This window comes from Kribbella sp. NPDC050281 (genome assembly GCF_040655855.1).
Classification (GTDB): Bacteria; Actinomycetota; Actinomycetes; order Propionibacteriales; family Kribbellaceae; genus Kribbella.
In genome coordinates this window covers 31,867-47,455 of the sequence record NZ_JBFAKS010000012.1, presented here as the reverse complement: position 1 = coordinate 47,455, position 15,589 = coordinate 31,867, and the positions used below count along the sequence as shown (strand labels likewise).

Below are 15,589 nucleotides of genomic sequence, written 5' to 3'. Positions count from 1 at the left end.
ACCAGAGGCGGTGGGGTCGCGGCGTCCGGTGGGTCAACCCACCAGAGGCGGTGGGGTCGCGGCGTCCGGTGGGTCAACCCACCAGAGGCGGTGGGGTCGCGGCGTCCGGTGGGTCAACCCACCAGAGGCGGTGGGATCGCGCCGTCCGGTGGGTCGGCGGTCTTCCTTCGTTGTAAAGAATCCCGGCTGAGCCCTAGGGTATTTACTTAACTTCGTGAAGCATTGACATCTGGGCCGACGGGGTAAATAGTTCCGTCCTGAAATCAATCAGAAAGCAGAGTGAATCAACAGTGTCGAACATCGAGGTGCTGCAGCTTCGTGCTGCCGGAGTCAGCTTGGTGCTGGACTGCTCGGGTCCCACTCTTCCGTCCGTGCTGCACTGGGGCGCGGATCTGGGTGAGCTGAACGAGCGGGCTCTGCTGGAACTGAGGCGTGGGGCCGGGGCCGTACAGGACGGCAACGGTCTCGACGACAACCTTCCGGTCGCGATCGTGCCGGAGTACTCCGCGGGCTGGTTCGGGCTGCCGGGCCTGAGCGGCCACCGCGACGGGCAGAACTTCTCCGCGAGCTTCCGGCTGGCCAGCGTCGCGCAGACCGACAACACCGTGCAGGTCGATGCCGAGGACGCCGACGCGGCCATCAAGCTCCGCCTCACCATCGAACTGACCGACTCCGGCCTCGTGCGGGCCAAAGCGGACCTCACCAACACCGGCGAGACGCCGTACACGGTCGACGGGCTGGTGCTCGCGCTACCGGTTCCGACCGAGGCGACCGAGTTGCTCGACCTGACCGGCCGGCACATCGGTGAGCGCCACCCCCAGCGGCACGCATTCACGCAGGGCGCGCACATTCGCGACAACCGCCGCGGCCGCACCGGCGCTGACGCGACCCTGCTGCTGATGACCGGCACCAAAGGCTTCGGCTTCCGCGACGGCGAGGTCTGGGCCGTGCACACCGCCTGGAGCGGCAACCACCGTTCGTACGCCGAGCGCGGCATGAGTGGGTACGCCGTGATCGGTGGAGGCGAACTGCTGCTCCCCGGCGAGGGACGCCTGCAACCGCAGGGCACCTACAGCACACCGTGGCTCTACGGTTCGTACGGCGTCGGCCTCGACCAGGTGTCGACCCGCTTCCACGAGCACCTGCGGTCCCGGTCCGTCCACCCGCGGACCGAGCGTCCCGTCGTACTGAACACCTGGGAGGCCGTCTACTTCGACCTCGACCTGGACAAGCTGAAGGCGCTCGCCGACGCCGCCGCCGAGGTCGGGGCGGAGCGGTTCGTGCTGGACGACGGGTGGTTCCGCGGCCGCCGTGACGACCACGCCGGTCTTGGCGACTGGTACGTCGACGAAGGGATCTGGCCGAAGGGACTGCACCCGCTGGTCGACCACGTGAAGGGTCTCGGCCTGCAGTTCGGCCTCTGGGTCGAGCCGGAGATGGTGAACCCGGACTCGGACCTGGCCCGCGAGCATCCGGACTGGATCCTTGCCACCGGCCACCGGATGCCACCGACCGCGCGTCATCAGCAGGGCCTGAACCTCGGCGAACCGGCGGCGTACGACTACATTCTCGAGCGGCTCGACTCGCTGCTGACCGAGTACGACATCGCCTATCTGAAGTGGGACCACAACCGCGACTTCGTTGACGGAGGCAACCAGTTGACCGGGACGGCCGGCATCCACGAGCAGACGCTCGCGCTGTACCGGCTGATCGACGAGCTGAAGCGTCGGCACCCGGGCCTCGAGATCGAGTCCTGCTCGTCCGGTGGTGCCCGGGTCGACCTCGGCATCCTGGAGCGCACCGACCGCGTCTGGGGCAGCGACAGCAACGACGCGCTGGAGCGGCAGACGATCCAGCGGTACACGGAACTGCTGCTGCCGCCGGAGCTGATCGGCTGCCACGTCGGCCCGCCGCGGGCGCACACCACCGGCCGCACGCAGACATTGTCGTTCCGGGCGATCACCGCACTGTTCGGCCACTTCGGCATCGAGTGGGACATCGCGTCCGCCTCGCCGGAGGAGCGTCAGGAACTGGCCGGCTGGGTCGCCTTGCACAAGGAGCTACGGCCGCTGCTGCACACCGGCAAGGTGGTCCGCGCCGACCGCGGTCCGGACGACTTCCTGCTGCACGGCGTGGTCGCGCAGGACGGTTCGCGCGCCGTGTACGCCGCCGTACAGCTCACGCAATCTGTCACCTCGGCCGTCGGCCGGGTCCGGCTGCCCGGCCTCGACCCGCAGCGGACCTACCGGGTGCAGGAGACCGTGACACCCGGGCCCGAGTCGCGCGCGGCGGCCTGGTCGGCCGACGGTGGACAGGTAGAGCTGAACGGCGCAGCGCTGGCGGCGGTCGGCGTACACCTTCCAGCGCAGTGGCCCGAGAACGCGATCTTGCTGGATGTGACTGCGATCGACTGACCCCCCGGTCGATCGCCGACTGAAAAGGAGATCCCCGTGACCGTGACAACCAAGGCTCCACCTGACAGACAGCACAGTCGCGGGGATACCCAGGCGCCGTCTGCCCGGCGGCGAAGCCTGGGGGACCTGAAGGTCGCGATGATCTTCCTGGCCCCGGCCACCCTCGGCTTCGTCGTGTTCTACATCTGGCCGACCCTGCGCGGTGCGTACCTGAGCTTCACCGAGTACAGCCTGCTGTCCGCGCCGCAGTTCAACGGGCTGGACAACTACCGGCGGATGATCCACGACAGCTTCTTCTGGAACGCGCTCGTGGTCACCGTCGAGTACGTCGTGATCAACATCGGCGTCCAGACCGTCCTGGCGGTCGGCATCGCGATGCTGATGTACCGGCTGACGAAGTCGATCACGGTCCGTGCGGCGATCCTGCTGCCGTACCTGGTCGCGAACGTGGTCGTCGCACTGGTCTGGTACTGGATGCTCGACTTCCAGGTCGGCATCGTGAACCAGGGGCTGACCTGGATCGGGATCGACCCGGTCGCGTTCTTCGGCGACTCGCACTGGGCGATCCCGACCGTCGCCGGCATCAACGTCTGGCGGCACATGGGCTACACCGCGCTGCTGGTGTTCGCCGGGCTGCAGACGATCCCGTCGTACGTCTACGAGGCGGCCGAGGTGGACGGGGCAGGCGAGTGGAAGACGTTCTGGCGGATCACGCTGCCGCTGCTGCGGCCCGTTCTGGTGATGGTCCTGGTGGTCACCATGATCGGGTCGTTCCAGATCTTCGACACCGTCGCGGTGACCACGCAGGGCGGTCCGATCAACGCGACCCGGGTCATCTACTACTACATCTACGAGCGCGCGTTCACCCGGTTCGACTTCGGGTACGCCTCGGCGATGGCGCTGGTGCTGTTCGCGATCCTCGCGGTGGTCTCGTTGCTGCAGCTTCGGTTGCTCCGGGCAAGGGAGAGTGACCTCGCATGAGAAAGCCACTGAATCCGGGGCGGATCGTCGCGTGGGTCTGCCTGGCCGTGCTGCTGATCCTGACGATCTTCCCGTTCTACTGGATGTTGCGTACGGCGTTGTCGAACAACACCCAGCTCGCCGGGCACCCGAATTCGCTGCTCCCGGTGGAGACCACCCTGGGTGCGTTCAAGCGGGTGCTCGGGTTGTCGACCATCGAGGAAGCCCAGGCGCAGGGCGGTTCGGGTGCCTCGGTCAACTTCTGGCTGTACCTGCGCAACTCGTTGGTCGTGGCAACGGTCACGACCGCGTGCCAGGTGTTCTTCAGCGCGATGGCGGCGTACGCGTTCGCCCGGCTGCGCTGGCCCGGGCGGGACAAGGTGTTCGCGCTGTTCCTGGCCGCGCTGATGGTGCCGCCGATCTTCACCACGCTGCCGAACTTCGTGCTGATCAAGAACCTCGGGCTGCTGAACAGCTTCGCCGGCATCATCCTGCCGGGGGCGTTCATGACGCCGTTCGCGATCTTCTTCCTGCGCCAGTTCTTCCTCGGCATCAGCCGCGAACTGGAGGAGGCGGCGATGATCGACGGCGCCGGGCACCGCAAGATCTTCTTCGGGATGATCATCCCGATGAGTGCGGCGCCGATCGCGACACTGGCGATCCTGACCTACATCAACTCCTGGAACGACTACTTCTGGCCGTTGCTGGTGGGTCAGCAGGAGAACGTCCGCGTACTCACGGTCGCGCTCGGCGTGTTCCGGTCGCAGACTCCGCAGGGTGGACCGGACTGGGCCGGGCTGATGGCGGCGACGCTGGTCGCGGCGCTGCCGATGATCGTGCTGTTCCTGGCCTTCGCCAAGCGGATCACCAACTCCATCGGTTTCTCCGGGATCAAGTGAGGAGGCGGGCATGACATTCTCCAGACGCACCCTGCTGAAGGCGGGGCTGGCCGGGCTCGCCGCGTCGGCGGTAGCCGGTTGCAACAACGGTGCCGCGTCTCGCGGCGAGGGCGAAGTCATCTACTGGCTCTGGGACTCCGCCCAGCTGCCGATGTACACCCAGTGCGCCAAGGTGTTCCACGAGCAGAACCCGCAGTACAGCGTGAAGATCGAGCAGTACGGCTGGAACGACTACTGGTCGAAGCTGGTCACCGGGTTCATCTCCGACACCGCGCCGGACGTGTTCACCGGACACTCGTCGAAATACCCGCTGTTCGCGGACAAGGGCCAGGTGTTGCCGATCGACGATTATGTTGCGAAGGACAACATTGATCTGAGCATCTACCAGAAGGGTCTGGCCGATCGCTGGATCGGTGCCGATGGCAAGCGGTACGGACTGCCGAAGGACTTCGACACCGAGGTCTACTTCTACAACAGTGCCTTCACCGAGGCGGCCGGGATCAGCACCGAGCAGCTGAACTCGATGACCTGGAACCCACAGGACGGCGGTACTTTCGAGCAGATCGTGCGGCGGCTCACTGTGGACTCCAAGGGCCGTCGCGGTGACCAGCCGGGGTTCGACAAGGACAACGTCAAGGTCTACGGACTCGGGTACGCCGATGCCGGTGGCGCCGACGGGCAGACCAGCTGGAGCTGGTACACCGCGATCAACGGCTGGAAGTACTCCGAGGGCGAACCGTGGGGGACGAAGTTCTTCTACGGCGACCCGAAGTTCACCGAGACGATCGGCTGGTGGCGCGGGCTCATCACGAAGGGGTACATGCCGACGTACGCGCAGGCGAAGTCCGGGGTCGACGTGACCACGAGCTTCGGAGCGGGCAAGTACGGGATCACCCCGAACGGGTCGTGGATGCTGGCGACGTACGCCGGACTGAAGCAGGTGAAGACCAAGCTGGCCCGGCTGCCGATCGGCCCGATCGGGAAGCGGATGTCGATGATGAACGGGCTGGCGGACACCATCTGGGCCGGGACGACCCGGCGGGAGGCGTCCTGGGCCTGGGTGAAGTTCCTCGGCTCGCAAACCGCACAGGACATCGTCGCCAAGGCCGGCGTGGTGTTCCCCGCGGTATCGGCCAGCCTGCCCGCGGCCAAGGCGGCGTACGCCGCCGACGGCTGGGACGTGACCCCGTTCCTCGAGACAGTGGAGGCCGGGGAGGTCTTCCCCTACCCCGCCAACCCGAACGCCGCAGACGTCACCGCGGTCATGACCCCGGCGATGGACGCGGTGATGTCGTTCGAGGCCGAACCATCGTCCCTGGCCAAGGCGAACGACGACGTCAACCAGATCCTGTCCGCCACCACCTGAGTGGTACCGAAGGACGGGTAGTAGCCGGCCGCCACCAGGCCGCCTGAGCGTGGATCGGGGCGCAACCCTGGTTCCACCCCGAACTACTACCCGTTCTTCAGTACGCCCGGGGGAGTACGTCGTACTGCGTCGGTGGGCGCAGTGTGCTCCCCCGGGGGTAGGTGAGATGCCGCCGCTGAGGCGACGCGGTGACAGGGGATTGAAAGACACGCTTGGTGCAATCGCCAAAGTCGAGCACCGAGGAGTGTCATGAATGACGAGAGGCCGGGCGGACCGATCCGTATCGGCGACACCGAACGCGAGGACGCGGTCAGGCGTCTGGGTGAGCACTACGAAGCCGGCCGGCTCAGCGCGGAGGAGCACGCCGAGCGCGTCGGCCAGGCACTGGAAGCGAAGACCGACCGGGAGCTGGCCGCGCTGTTCGCGGATCTGCCGGATGACCACCGGGCCGGCGAGAGCGCGAACGAGGGCTGGACCGGCCCGTGGGGCTGGCAGCGGCCGCCGTGGACCTCGCCGGAGTACGCCGCCGGCGCGACCGGGCCGGGTGGACGCGGGTCTGGCGGTCAAGGCAAGGGACAAGGCAACGGCGGACGCGGCAAGGTCGGACGCGGGCGGCCGGAGTGGGCTGCTCGGGGACCGCTGGGCAAGATCCCGCTGCCGGTGCTGATCGCGCTCGGCGTGCTCGGGCTGATCGCGTCGATCGGGTGCACCGTGGGCGGCGGGCATCCGCCGATCCTGTTGTTCGGACTGATCGTGGCCGCGGTGATCGTGATCCGTAAGCGCCGGCAGGAGCGTCGCGCATGAGGGCGACGTACCGGACCTTAGGTCTGCTGATCGCGATCGCGGTGGTGCTGCAGGTGGCAGCGATCGCGCTGGCCGGGTTCACCCTCGCCAAGGACGCCGACGACGGAACGACGATCGGGGCGGACTACAGCAACTTCGGGCAGAGCTACCACAGCATCGCCGGTACGGCGATCGGTCTGCTCGCGCTGATCTTCCTGATCGTCTCGTTCCTGACCGATGTCCCGCGCGGCCGGACCCTGGCCGGGATCGTGGTCGGCCTGGTCGCACTGCAGTTCGTCCTCGCGGTGGTGTCCTTCGGGCTGCCGGCGCTCGGCGTCCTGCACGGCATCAACGGTCTGGCGATCGCCGGTGTGGCGGGTGCTGCCGCGCGACGGGCCGCCGTACCCAGGCAGACTGTGACCAGTGGCTGAGCCGAAGCCGCGCCGCTTGCGGGGCCGGCTGATCGCTCTGGGGATCGCCCTGGCGGTACTCGTACCGCTGGGGTTTCTCTGGGCGACCAGCCTGGTCCCCGGCGACTATTCCCCGACCGAGATGGGGTACGCCGACTTCGGCGGCGGACCGGAGTCCGGCGAGCACGAGCACCACCACGGCATGAATGTCGCCGACCTCACCGGCCCGCAGACCGGTACGCCGGATGTCGCGGTGACGCTGACGGCGCGGAAGCAGAAGTTCCAGCTCGCGAGCGGTGAGACGGTCGACGGGTACACCCTCAACGGGACTTCGCCGGGTCCGCTGATCCGGGCGAAGGTCGGCGACCTGGTCCAGGTCACCCTGGTCAACGAATCCGTCAAGGACGGCGCCACCCTGCACTGGCACGGGATCGACGTACCCAACGCCGAAGACGGTGTGGCCGGGGTGACGCAGGACGCCGTACCGGTCGGTGGGAAGTGTGTGTACCGCTTCCGGGCCGAGCAGGCCGGGACGTATTGGTACCACTCGCACCAGGTCTCTGCCGACGAGGTGAAGGGCGGCCTTTTCGGCACGATCGTGATCGCGCCCAAGGAACCCGGTGAGGTCCTGGCCGCGATCCACACCTACGACGGGAAGCGGACGATCAACGGGCGGACGGGTTCGCAACACGTCGACCTGCCGGCCGGTACGACGGCCCGACTGCGAGTGGTGAACACGGACAACTCCATCCTGCGCGTCGGTCTGATCGGTACGCCGTACAAGGTGGTCGCCGTGGACGGTCGTGACCTCCACGGTCCGACGGCGGTGACCGCGGCGTACCCACTGGCGGCCGGAGCCCGCGTGGATCTCGAGGCCGTGGTGCCGGCGGGAGGGATGCGGCTGGTGGCAGGCGCGGCCAACGTGTCGGTCGGGATCGGTCCGGCGGGGGCCGAGCCGCCGTCGGCCGAGCTGCCGGGGGAGACGGTCGATCTGCTGAAGTACGGTACGCCGGCCGCGCTCGGGTTCGACCCAGGGAAGGCCGACCGGAACTTCGAGTACCGGATCGGGCGGCGGCCCGGGTTCCTCGACGGTGTGCCGGGGCTGTGGTGGACGATCAACGGGCACAAGTACCCCGACGTACCGATGTATATGGTTGCCGAGGGCGACGTTGTACGAATGAAGATCTCCAACAGCAGCGGCCAGGCGCATCCGATGCACTTGCACGGTCATCACGCCGTCGTGCTGTCTCGCAACGGTGTCGCGGCCACGGGCTCACCGTGGTGGATCGACACCCTCGAGGTCGGGAACGACGAGACCTACGAGATCGCCTTCGTGGCCGACAACCCCGGTGTCTGGATGGACCACTGCCACAACCTCCCGCACGCCTCCCAGGGCTTGATGACGCACCTCATGTACGAGGGCGTCACCACGCCGTACCGCATCGGCGGGAAGTCAGCCAACAAGCCCGAGTGACTGCTCGGAGTGCTGAGCCAGATGCATCGCCGCGATCCGCGCACAGGCTGCGTCGATCGCGGCGCGCTGGGAGTCGTAGGAGCCGTACCAGAGCGGGTTGTCCGGCTGTGGGTCCAGTTCGTCCTCAATGTCGGCGTACCACTCGCCCGCAGTACGAAACACCCGCGCGTGCAAGTGGATCTCCGTTCCCAGCTCGTTCACCGCACCACTCCCTGGAGTGAGACCGTGTACGTCTCCAGCATGGAACGGGCGAACCGCGGAATCGGCCAGCGACACGCGGAGTGATCAGGTCACCAGAACGCTGATCCGCTGGGCGGAGTTGTTGGCGAAACCGCCGCGGTTCCACGGGGCTTCAATCGGTTGCTCGCGGCCGCTGGCGTCGTACGCGCGGACAGTGAGGACATGCTCGCCGGGTGTGGCCTCCCAGTCATGGGTGAAGGTCCGCCAGGCGTACTCGTCGTTGCCGGGAGCATCGAGTTTGGCGGTCTGCCAGGTGACGCCGGCGTCGGTGCTGATCTCCACCCGCTCGATCGGCGCCCAGCCGGACCAGGCCCGGCCCTCCAACGTGATGGTGCCTGCGGCAACGAACCGGTGCCGGCTCATGAAGTCCGGGAACCCGGGCGGGACCAGCAGCGCGCGCGGCTCGATCCGGGTCACCGGCGCGCCCGCATCGTCTTGTTCGGTGCGGAGCCGGTACGCGACCGCGTTCTGGAAGCCCTCGAACGCGTGGTCGATCAGCTCGATCGACCGCAGCCACTTGACGCTCGCCATCCCGTACCACCCGGGTACGACGAGGCGCAGCGGATAACCGTGCTGCGGCAGCAACGGCTGTCCGTTCATCTCCCAGGCGATGATCGCACCGGAGTCGATCGCCTCGGTGACGGTCAGCCCACGCTGGTAGTCCTGTTCGATCCCGCGCTCGACCCCGTGGTCCGCACCGGTGAAGACCACGTCCACGGCATCGGAACGGATCCCGGCCGCCCGCAAGAGATCGGACAGCAGCACCCCGGTCCACTCCGCCGTACCGACGGCTTCGGTCAGCCACGGCTGGCTGATCGGCCGCGGCTGCAACGCCGCCCGTCCGTTGCCCGCGCACTCCAACGTCACCCGGACGGTACGGCGACCCATCGCGCGCAACTCGGTCAGGCCGAACGACAACGGCTCCTCGACACAGCCGCCGACCGTGAGCCGCCAGTTGGACGCGTTCGTCATCGGGATGTCGTAGTGCACCAGCACGTAGTGCAGTCCGGCCGGCGTCACGTCGTACCGCAACGCCTCCATGGGCATCCCGTGATTACGTGCTGCGAGCTGCAGCTCGTCACCGGTGATCCCTTCGCCGGTGTCCGCCAACCGCCCCCGCACACTGAATTGCTCGACTGACATGCAGATCCCTCCCCTAGGTCAACCCTAGAGGTCTCGACCTGTTACAACCAGCCGTTGTCCAGGGCGATGCGGGCGGCCTCGGCCCGGGTCCGGGCGCCGGTCTTACCGATCGCGGCCGAGAGGTGGTTGCGGACGGTGCCCTCGGACAGGTGCAGTTCCTTGGCGATGTCGGCGACGGTGCCTCCCTCACGGGCGGCCCGCAGTACGTCGGACTCGCGGCCGGTGAGCGGGCTCGTCCCGGCGACGAGCGTCTCGGCGGCGAGTGACGGATCGACGACGCGCAGCCCCTGGTGCACCCGTCGTACGGCGTCCGCGAGTTGCGCGGCGGGCGTGTCCTTGACGACGAAACCGGCCGCGCCCGCCTCCATCGCGCGGCGCAGATACCCCGGCCGGCCGAACGTGGTCACCATGAGCACCCGCACGCCCGGTACGGCGGTCCGCAGCGCGGCGGCGGCCTCGATACCGTCCAGCCCGGGCATCTCGACGTCGAGCAGGGCGACGTCCGGCGTGGTCGCCTTCGCGGCTGCGATCACCTCGTCGCCCCGACCGACCTCAGACACCACATCCAGGTCGGGTTCGAGGTCGAGCAGCGCAGCCAGGGCTCCACGGACCAGCGCCTGGTCGTCCGCGATCAGCAGTCGGATACTCACGGGCCAACTCTGACAGCCAGCCGGAATCCGCTTCCAGGCGCCTGGCCGACCTGGACACTCGCACCGGCCTCGTCCGCTCGTTCCCGCAGTCCGACCAGGCCGTGCCCGGACGCACCACCGCCGGGCGTCGGCCCTTTCCCGTCGTCCAGTACTTCGATCTGGTTGGCGCTGATCCGGATCGTGCAACGCTTCGCGCCGGAGTGCCGTACGACGTTCGTCACGCCCTCCCGGACCACCCAGGCGAACAGCTCGCGGTGGTCCTCGGGCACCTCGTCGACGGTGGTCGGCAGGTCCGCCTTGATCTCGGCGGCCTGCAACGCGGCCCGCGCCGACACCAGTTCACCCGCGAGGCTGAGCTCCCGATACCCCGCGACGGCCGCTCGTACATCGGCCAGCGCCGCCCGGGCCAGGCTCTCCACATCGGCCACCTCGGCCGCGGCCCGGTCCGGGTTCGCCGCGATCAACCGGCCGGCCAGCTCAGCCTTGACCGTGATCACGGTCAGCGAGTGGCCGAGGATGTCGTGCAGGTCCCGGGCGAACCGGTTCCGCTCCTCCTGGACGGCCAGCTTGGCCATGTCCTGGCGGGTCGCGGTCAGCTCGATGCTGCGCTGGATCGCCCGTCGCATCCCGAATACGGCCAGCGCGCCGAGGAAGATCGCGAACCCGTAGCTCCCGTCGTCGGTCCAGCCCGGCACCAGTCGCATCGACAGCTCCGCGCCGCCGAGCAGCACGGCCACGAGCGGCACCGCGACCTTGACGTCGAGGGCCATCATCGCGATCGCCGCGATGTAGACCAGACAGGTGAGGGCCTTCTGGCCGGCCGTCGGGAGCATCAGGAACGTCAGCGCCAGCATCCCGGCCAGGTACGCGAGCCGCTGCCACATCGGGATGGCGCCGGTCCCGAGGCCGACTCGGCGCAGCCAGCCGAAGAACCCGAGGTACGCGATCGCGAAGAGGATCACCGTGGCCAGGCCGAACACCCGCATCGCGCCATGTTGGGTGGACGCGATCTCCTGGAACGGCTGAGCCAGGTAGAACAGCCAGATTCCGGCCGCCAGCCAACCCCACCGGCCCGGGCCGGAGCGGTCTCCGCGCTCGGCCAGCGATTCCAGCAGGGTTGGCGTCCGCGTCATGGTGGTCACGGTATGCCCTGGATCCGCCTCGCGCCGCTCAGGCCCGTGCGGTGTCGGCGCGGTACCGGCGCAGGCCGATGAAGCCCAGGACGACGGTCCAGCCCAGCACCACCAGCAGTGCCTGCATGTCCAGGCCGCTCTCCGTCAACGCGCTGCGGGAGCTCAGACCGGTCCAGTACGCCGGAGTCAACTGGGCGATGTGCTTCATCAGCGACGGCATCGAGTCCACCGGCAGCCACAGTCCGCCGAAGGCCGCGATCAGCATCGTGGCCAGACCGGTGATCGGCTGCACGCTGTCCGGCTTGGCGACGTACCCGATGACCAGGCCGATCGCGGCGAACGGCAGGGCACCCAGCCACGACACCAGCGCGACCGTCACCCACTGCCCGGCGTCCAGGTGCACGTGCCCGACGATCAGGCCGAACAGGAACACGACCAGCAGCGGCGGGATCGCCAGCAGCAGCGACAGGATCACCTTCGTGGTCACATACGCCTGCGGCTTCAGCGGGGTGAGCCGTAGGGTGCGGTTCCAGCCACCGTCGCGCTCGGCCGCGATCACGCCGCCGCTGCTCATCGCGGCCGACATCGACCCGAACATCGCCATACTCACCATCACGTACGCGATCGCAGAGATCCCGCCCTCGTTCGCGTCGTCCGGCAGCGTCAGGCCGAAGATCATGAACAGCACCAACGGCATCAGGATCGAGAAGATCAGCACCCGCCGGTTCCGCAGGGTGCGGCGGATGTCGAACATCAGATAGTCGCGGTTCATGCGAGGCTCTCCTGCTCTGCGCTGATGGCGAGGACGGCGTCCTCGAGGTCGGCGGAAGTCACTTCGATGTCGTGGGCGGGGGTGTTGTTCAGCAGGTAGCGCAAGGTGTCGTCGGAGTCCGCGCACTGCAGCAGGACGACGTCACCGCGGGTCTCGACGGTGCGGACACCCGGCAGGGACGCGAGCGCCGCGAGGTCGGCGCCCGGGACGGTCGCGCGGATGGTCCGGCCGGAGACGCTCGCCTTGATCTGCGCCGAGGTGCCGTCGGCAACGACCTTGCCGTTGCGCATCAGCACCACGCGGTCGGCGTACGAGTCGGCCTCCTCCAGGTAGTGGGTCGCGAACAGCACGGTCCGGCCGCGTGCGGTCTCGGCGTGCATCGAGGCCCAGAAGTCGCGCCGCGACTCGACGTCCATCCCGGTCGTCGGCTCGTCCAGAACGATCAGCTCCGGCTGCGGCAGGATCGCCATCGCGAACCGCACCCGCTGCTTCTGGCCGCCTGACAGGCCTTTCATCTTCCGGTCGGTCAGGTCCGCGATGCCGGCACTCTCGAGTGCTTCCCGCACCGGCATCGGGTTCGTGTGCAGGCCCGCGACCAGGTTCAGGAGTTCGCCGACCTTGGCGTCCTCGATGATGCCGCCGCTCTGCAGCATCACCCCGACCTGGCCCTTCGTGATCGCGTCGGTCGGTGTGCCGCCGTACACCTGCACGGTGCCCTGGTCCGGCCGTACCAGCCCGAGCAGCATCTCGATCGTCGTGGACTTTCCGGCCCCGTTCGGCCCCAGCAGCGCGACCACTTCGCCGGCCCGGATGGTCAGATCCACCCCAGCGACCGCCTGCACCGCCCCGTACCTTTTGGTCACGCCCGTCAGGCTGACCGCAGTCGTTGTCGTCATACCTGAAAGCTTCCGCGAGTACGCCGCTCCGCCCCTGGATCGCTCGTCACGACCCATCCATGACATCCGTCAGCCGGGCCTCAGGGTCTTTCCTCAGGGTCCTCCCTCCCCCCACCCAGATAGGCGCCGAGGCGGCGTACGTAGGGCTGCCGGTCCTCGGGGGTGGCGGGGTTGGGGAGGTGGCGGGTGTTGTAGAGGTTGTCGCCGGGGTATCGCGGGAAGACGTGGACGTGGTAGTGCCAGGCGTCCTGGTAGCCGGCCGGCTCGTTGTGTTGCCTGGTGGAAACGCCTTCGCAGTCGTAGGTGTGGCGAATCGCGATGGCCATCTCGCGGACGACGTCGTGTACGGCGTGGCCATCGGGCGCTGGGAGGTCGTACAGGTTCTCGTGGTGCGCGACCGGGACGACGAGGACGTGTCCGCGGTTGTTCGGCCACCAGCGGGAGGCTACGAAGGCGAGCGCGCGGTCCGTTCGCAGTACGACGTCGTCCTGGGTGGAGAGGCTGTCTCCGCCTCCGGACGCCAGCCGGCAGAACGGGCAGTCGTAGTCGGTGGGCTCGTGGTTGAACATCCTTCGACTCCGATCGAATCAGTTGACCTGGGGGCGGGGGACTGTGAGGCTCCCGTGCCGTGTCCAAGGTTCGCAAGTTGCACGACGACGAGGTGGATATCGACGCGTCGTTGGTGGCGCGTCTACTGGCGGAGCAGTTCCCGAGCTGGGCCGGCCTTCCGATCCGGGTGGTCGAATCGTCGGGCACGGACAACGTGACGTTCCGGGTCGGTGATGATCTGGCTGTCCGCCTGCCCCGCAACGCCGGGAATCAGGGCCAGGTGGAGAAGGATCTGGCCTGGATGCCGCGCCTGGCGCCCGACCTTCCACTCGCCATACCCGAGCCGCTGGCCATCGGCGTGCCGGGCGCGGACTATCCCTTCACCTGGGGTGTGTACCGCTGGCTGGAGGGCGAGCCGTTCCGATTGGATCAGGTCGACCCCGCGGCCGCGGCGAGGGACATGGCCGACTTCATTCACCGCCTGCAGACCGTCGACACGACCGGAGCACCCGTCCCACCGGACGATCCATTCAGCCGGGGTACGCCGCTGGCACCGCGGGACGAGCTCTTCCGTACGGCGCTGGACGAGTTGCGGGACGAGTTCGACACCGGACTCATGCTCGCGGCGTGGGAGGCGTCGCTGGCCGCGACCTGGGACGGTACGCCGACGTGGATCCATGGAGATCTGATGCCGGGCAACGTGTTGGTGGCCGATGGCAAGCTTTCGGCGGTCATCGACTTCGGGACCGCCTGGGTCGCCGACCCGGCCGGGGACCTGCTGGCCGCCTGGTACCTCTTCGACGCCGAATCCCGGCAGGCCTTCCGCGACGCGATGGGGGTCGACCAGGACACCTGGGTGCGCGCCCGCGGTTGGGTCCTGTCCCTGGAACTGATCGCGATCCCGTACTACCGAACCCGCAACCCCGATGCGGTGCGCGACGGCCAGGAGTTCATCGCCGGGCTTCTCGAGGACTTCGCCGCCGATCGCTGATCAGGCCAGGACGAGCGGGAGCCTCTCGGCCAGCTCGCCGGCGGCGGCCCGCTCGACGTCGGTCGGAGTCTCCGCGACCGCCGTACGCAATGCTGCCCATGACTCGGAGAACAGATCCACCGCGGCACGGTACCGCTGGTCAGGTGGTGCTGAGCGTTCGAAGGCCTTGCCAGAGGAGGTCCTGGAGGGTTCGCGCGACCTTCTCCGGAGTGGGTGGGGCGGGGACCCGGCTGCGCCAGATGGCCAGGCGTTCAGTGGCGCCGGAGATGCTTTGGGCAATGATCTCGATCTCGTCGTTGTCGGCGGTGCGGCCGGGTGGGAGGTTCATCCGGACCATCGCGGAGATCAGTTCGATGAAGGCGGCGCGGACCTCGTCGGTGGCGGCCGCTGCGGGTCCGGCGGCGGGGTTGGTGCTGAGCATTCCTTCGTCGATCAGGACGGACCAGGCGTGCGGGTGGTCGTCGAGGAACTGGAACCAGGCGACGAAGCCGGCGTACAGCGCGTCCTCGGCGTCGGTGGCGGCCAGCACCGCGTCGGACACGGTCTCCAGGAGTTGGGCACGGAGGCGGGCGAGGCAGGCGAGGAACAGGCCGTCCTTCGAGCCGTAGTACTGGTAGATCAGCGGCTTCGAGACCCCGACCTCGGCCGCGACGTCGTCCATCGACGTGCCCTGGTAGCCGCGCTCGCCGAAGATCCGCTCGGCTGCCTCCAGCATCTCGCGTTCCCGAGCCGCCCGATTCCGCCGCCGCTTCGGCGGCTCGATCCCCTCAACCACCCCGCTCTCCACGCCGGATTCTGCGGTGGTGCTGGGTGGCACCGGGGGTGTTTTGGGCGTGGTGGACGTCACTTGCACACTCTAACTGACTCCGAGTAACTTACTGGGAGTAAGTTGTTGTCCCGAGGCTGGAG

At 68.2% G+C, this 15,589-nt stretch carries 16 protein-coding genes; 8 read left to right on the top strand and 8 right to left on the bottom strand.

The features are described from left to right. Positions 1-290: 290 nt before the first annotated feature. From AB0I34_RS15110 to AB0I34_RS15080, 7 genes are all read left to right on the top strand, one after another. On the top strand, positions 291-2,414 hold the full coding sequence (locus tag AB0I34_RS15110) for an alpha-galactosidase (protein ID WP_360445239.1): 2,124 nt from the start codon (positions 291-293) through the stop codon (positions 2,412-2,414). 36 nt (positions 2,415-2,450) lie between these two features. Next, entirely contained in the window at positions 2,451-3,395 is a 945-nt protein-coding gene (locus tag AB0I34_RS15105; RefSeq protein ID WP_360445237.1) for a sugar ABC transporter permease, read from the top strand. After that, a complete protein-coding gene (locus AB0I34_RS15100) occupies positions 3,392-4,273 on the top strand; it encodes a carbohydrate ABC transporter permease (RefSeq protein ID WP_360445235.1) in 882 nt (293 codons plus the stop codon). Before AB0I34_RS15105 ends, AB0I34_RS15100 begins: the two co-directional genes overlap by 4 nt. Positions 4,274-4,283: 10 nt before the next feature. Next, positions 4,284-5,639: a sugar ABC transporter substrate-binding protein gene (locus AB0I34_RS15095; protein ID WP_360445233.1), complete on the top strand. Its 1,356-nt coding sequence runs from the start codon at positions 4,284-4,286 to the stop codon at positions 5,637-5,639. Between the two features lie 249 nt (positions 5,640-5,888). Beyond that, positions 5,889-6,443: a DUF1707 domain-containing protein gene (locus AB0I34_RS15090; RefSeq protein ID WP_360445231.1), complete on the top strand. Its 555-nt coding sequence runs from the start codon at positions 5,889-5,891 to the stop codon at positions 6,441-6,443. Beyond that, positions 6,440-6,853, top strand: a complete 414-nt coding sequence (locus AB0I34_RS15085; protein WP_360445229.1) for a hypothetical protein — start codon at positions 6,440-6,442, stop codon at positions 6,851-6,853. Before AB0I34_RS15090 ends, AB0I34_RS15085 begins: the two co-directional genes overlap by 4 nt. Beyond that, positions 6,846-8,306 carry a multicopper oxidase family protein gene (locus AB0I34_RS15080; RefSeq protein ID WP_360445227.1) on the top strand — a complete coding sequence of 487 codons (1,461 nt, stop codon included), beginning with the start codon at positions 6,846-6,848 and terminating at the stop codon, positions 8,304-8,306. Before AB0I34_RS15085 ends, AB0I34_RS15080 begins: the two co-directional genes overlap by 8 nt. Here the strand turns inward: AB0I34_RS15080 and AB0I34_RS15075 are convergent. The 7 genes from AB0I34_RS15075 to AB0I34_RS15045 form a co-directional block, all read right to left on the bottom strand. Next, the gene (locus AB0I34_RS15075; protein ID WP_360445225.1) at positions 8,286-8,507 is read right to left on the bottom strand and encodes a hypothetical protein; all 222 of its coding nucleotides are present in this window, start codon (positions 8,505-8,507) and stop codon (positions 8,286-8,288) included. The genes AB0I34_RS15080 and AB0I34_RS15075 overlap by 21 nt on opposite strands. An 84-nt stretch (positions 8,508-8,591) precedes the next feature. Continuing rightward, a complete protein-coding gene (locus tag AB0I34_RS15070; protein ID WP_360445224.1) occupies positions 8,592-9,689 on the bottom strand; it encodes a sulfite oxidase in 1,098 nt (365 codons plus the stop codon). Positions 9,690-9,730: 41 nt separating this feature from the next. Continuing rightward, complete coding sequence (locus AB0I34_RS15065) at positions 9,731-10,339, bottom strand: response regulator transcription factor (protein WP_360445222.1); 609 nt, start codon at positions 10,337-10,339, stop codon at positions 9,731-9,733. Further along, positions 10,336-11,472, bottom strand: a complete 1,137-nt coding sequence (locus tag AB0I34_RS15060) for a sensor histidine kinase (RefSeq protein ID WP_360445220.1) — start codon at positions 11,470-11,472, stop codon at positions 10,336-10,338. The genes AB0I34_RS15065 and AB0I34_RS15060 overlap by 4 nt, the downstream gene beginning before the upstream one ends. Positions 11,473-11,509: 37 nt before the next feature. Next, entirely contained in the window at positions 11,510-12,244 is a 735-nt protein-coding gene (locus tag AB0I34_RS15055) for an ABC transporter permease (protein WP_360445218.1), read from the bottom strand. Further along, entirely contained in the window at positions 12,241-13,140 is a 900-nt protein-coding gene (locus tag AB0I34_RS15050; RefSeq protein ID WP_360445217.1) for an ABC transporter ATP-binding protein, read from the bottom strand. Before AB0I34_RS15050 ends, AB0I34_RS15055 begins: the two co-directional genes overlap by 4 nt. Before the next feature lie 80 nt (positions 13,141-13,220). Further along, entirely contained in the window at positions 13,221-13,709 is a 489-nt protein-coding gene (locus tag AB0I34_RS15045; RefSeq protein ID WP_360445215.1) for an HIT family protein, read from the bottom strand. Positions 13,710-13,768: 59 nt separating this feature from the next. On the opposite strand from AB0I34_RS15045, the gene AB0I34_RS15040 reads away from it, so the two are divergent. Then, complete coding sequence (locus tag AB0I34_RS15040; RefSeq protein ID WP_360445213.1) at positions 13,769-14,680, top strand: aminoglycoside phosphotransferase family protein; 912 nt, start codon at positions 13,769-13,771, stop codon at positions 14,678-14,680. 139 nt (positions 14,681-14,819) lie between these two features. Here the strand turns inward: AB0I34_RS15040 and AB0I34_RS15035 are convergent, their stop codons facing one another. Continuing rightward, positions 14,820-15,527, bottom strand: a complete 708-nt coding sequence (locus AB0I34_RS15035; RefSeq protein ID WP_360445211.1) for a TetR/AcrR family transcriptional regulator — start codon at positions 15,525-15,527, stop codon at positions 14,820-14,822. Positions 15,528-15,589: the final 62 nt, after the last annotated feature.

Excerpts from the sequence above, each read along its gene's own strand:
- AB0I34_RS15100 (WP_360445235.1), top strand. The coding sequence starts at position 3,392 with ATGAGAAAGCCACTGAATCCGGGGCGGATCGTCGCGTGGGTCTGCCTG.
- AB0I34_RS15095 (WP_360445233.1), top strand. The coding sequence starts at position 4,284 with ATGACATTCTCCAGACGCACCCTGCTGAAGGCGGGGCTGGCCGGGCTC.
- AB0I34_RS15090 (WP_360445231.1), top strand. The coding sequence starts at position 5,889 with ATGAATGACGAGAGGCCGGGCGGACCGATCCGTATCGGCGACACCGAA.
- AB0I34_RS15085 (WP_360445229.1), top strand. The coding sequence starts at position 6,440 with ATGAGGGCGACGTACCGGACCTTAGGTCTGCTGATCGCGATCGCGGTG.
- AB0I34_RS15070 (WP_360445224.1), bottom strand. The coding sequence starts at position 9,689 with ATGTCAGTCGAGCAATTCAGTGTGCGGGGGCGGTTGGCGGACACCGGC.
- AB0I34_RS15060 (WP_360445220.1), bottom strand. The coding sequence starts at position 11,472 with ATGACGCGGACGCCAACCCTGCTGGAATCGCTGGCCGAGCGCGGAGAC.
- AB0I34_RS15055 (WP_360445218.1), bottom strand. The coding sequence starts at position 12,244 with ATGAACCGCGACTATCTGATGTTCGACATCCGCCGCACCCTGCGGAAC.
- AB0I34_RS15050 (WP_360445217.1), bottom strand. The coding sequence starts at position 13,140 with ATGACGACAACGACTGCGGTCAGCCTGACGGGCGTGACCAAAAGGTAC.
- AB0I34_RS15045 (WP_360445215.1), bottom strand. The coding sequence starts at position 13,709 with ATGTTCAACCACGAGCCCACCGACTACGACTGCCCGTTCTGCCGGCTG.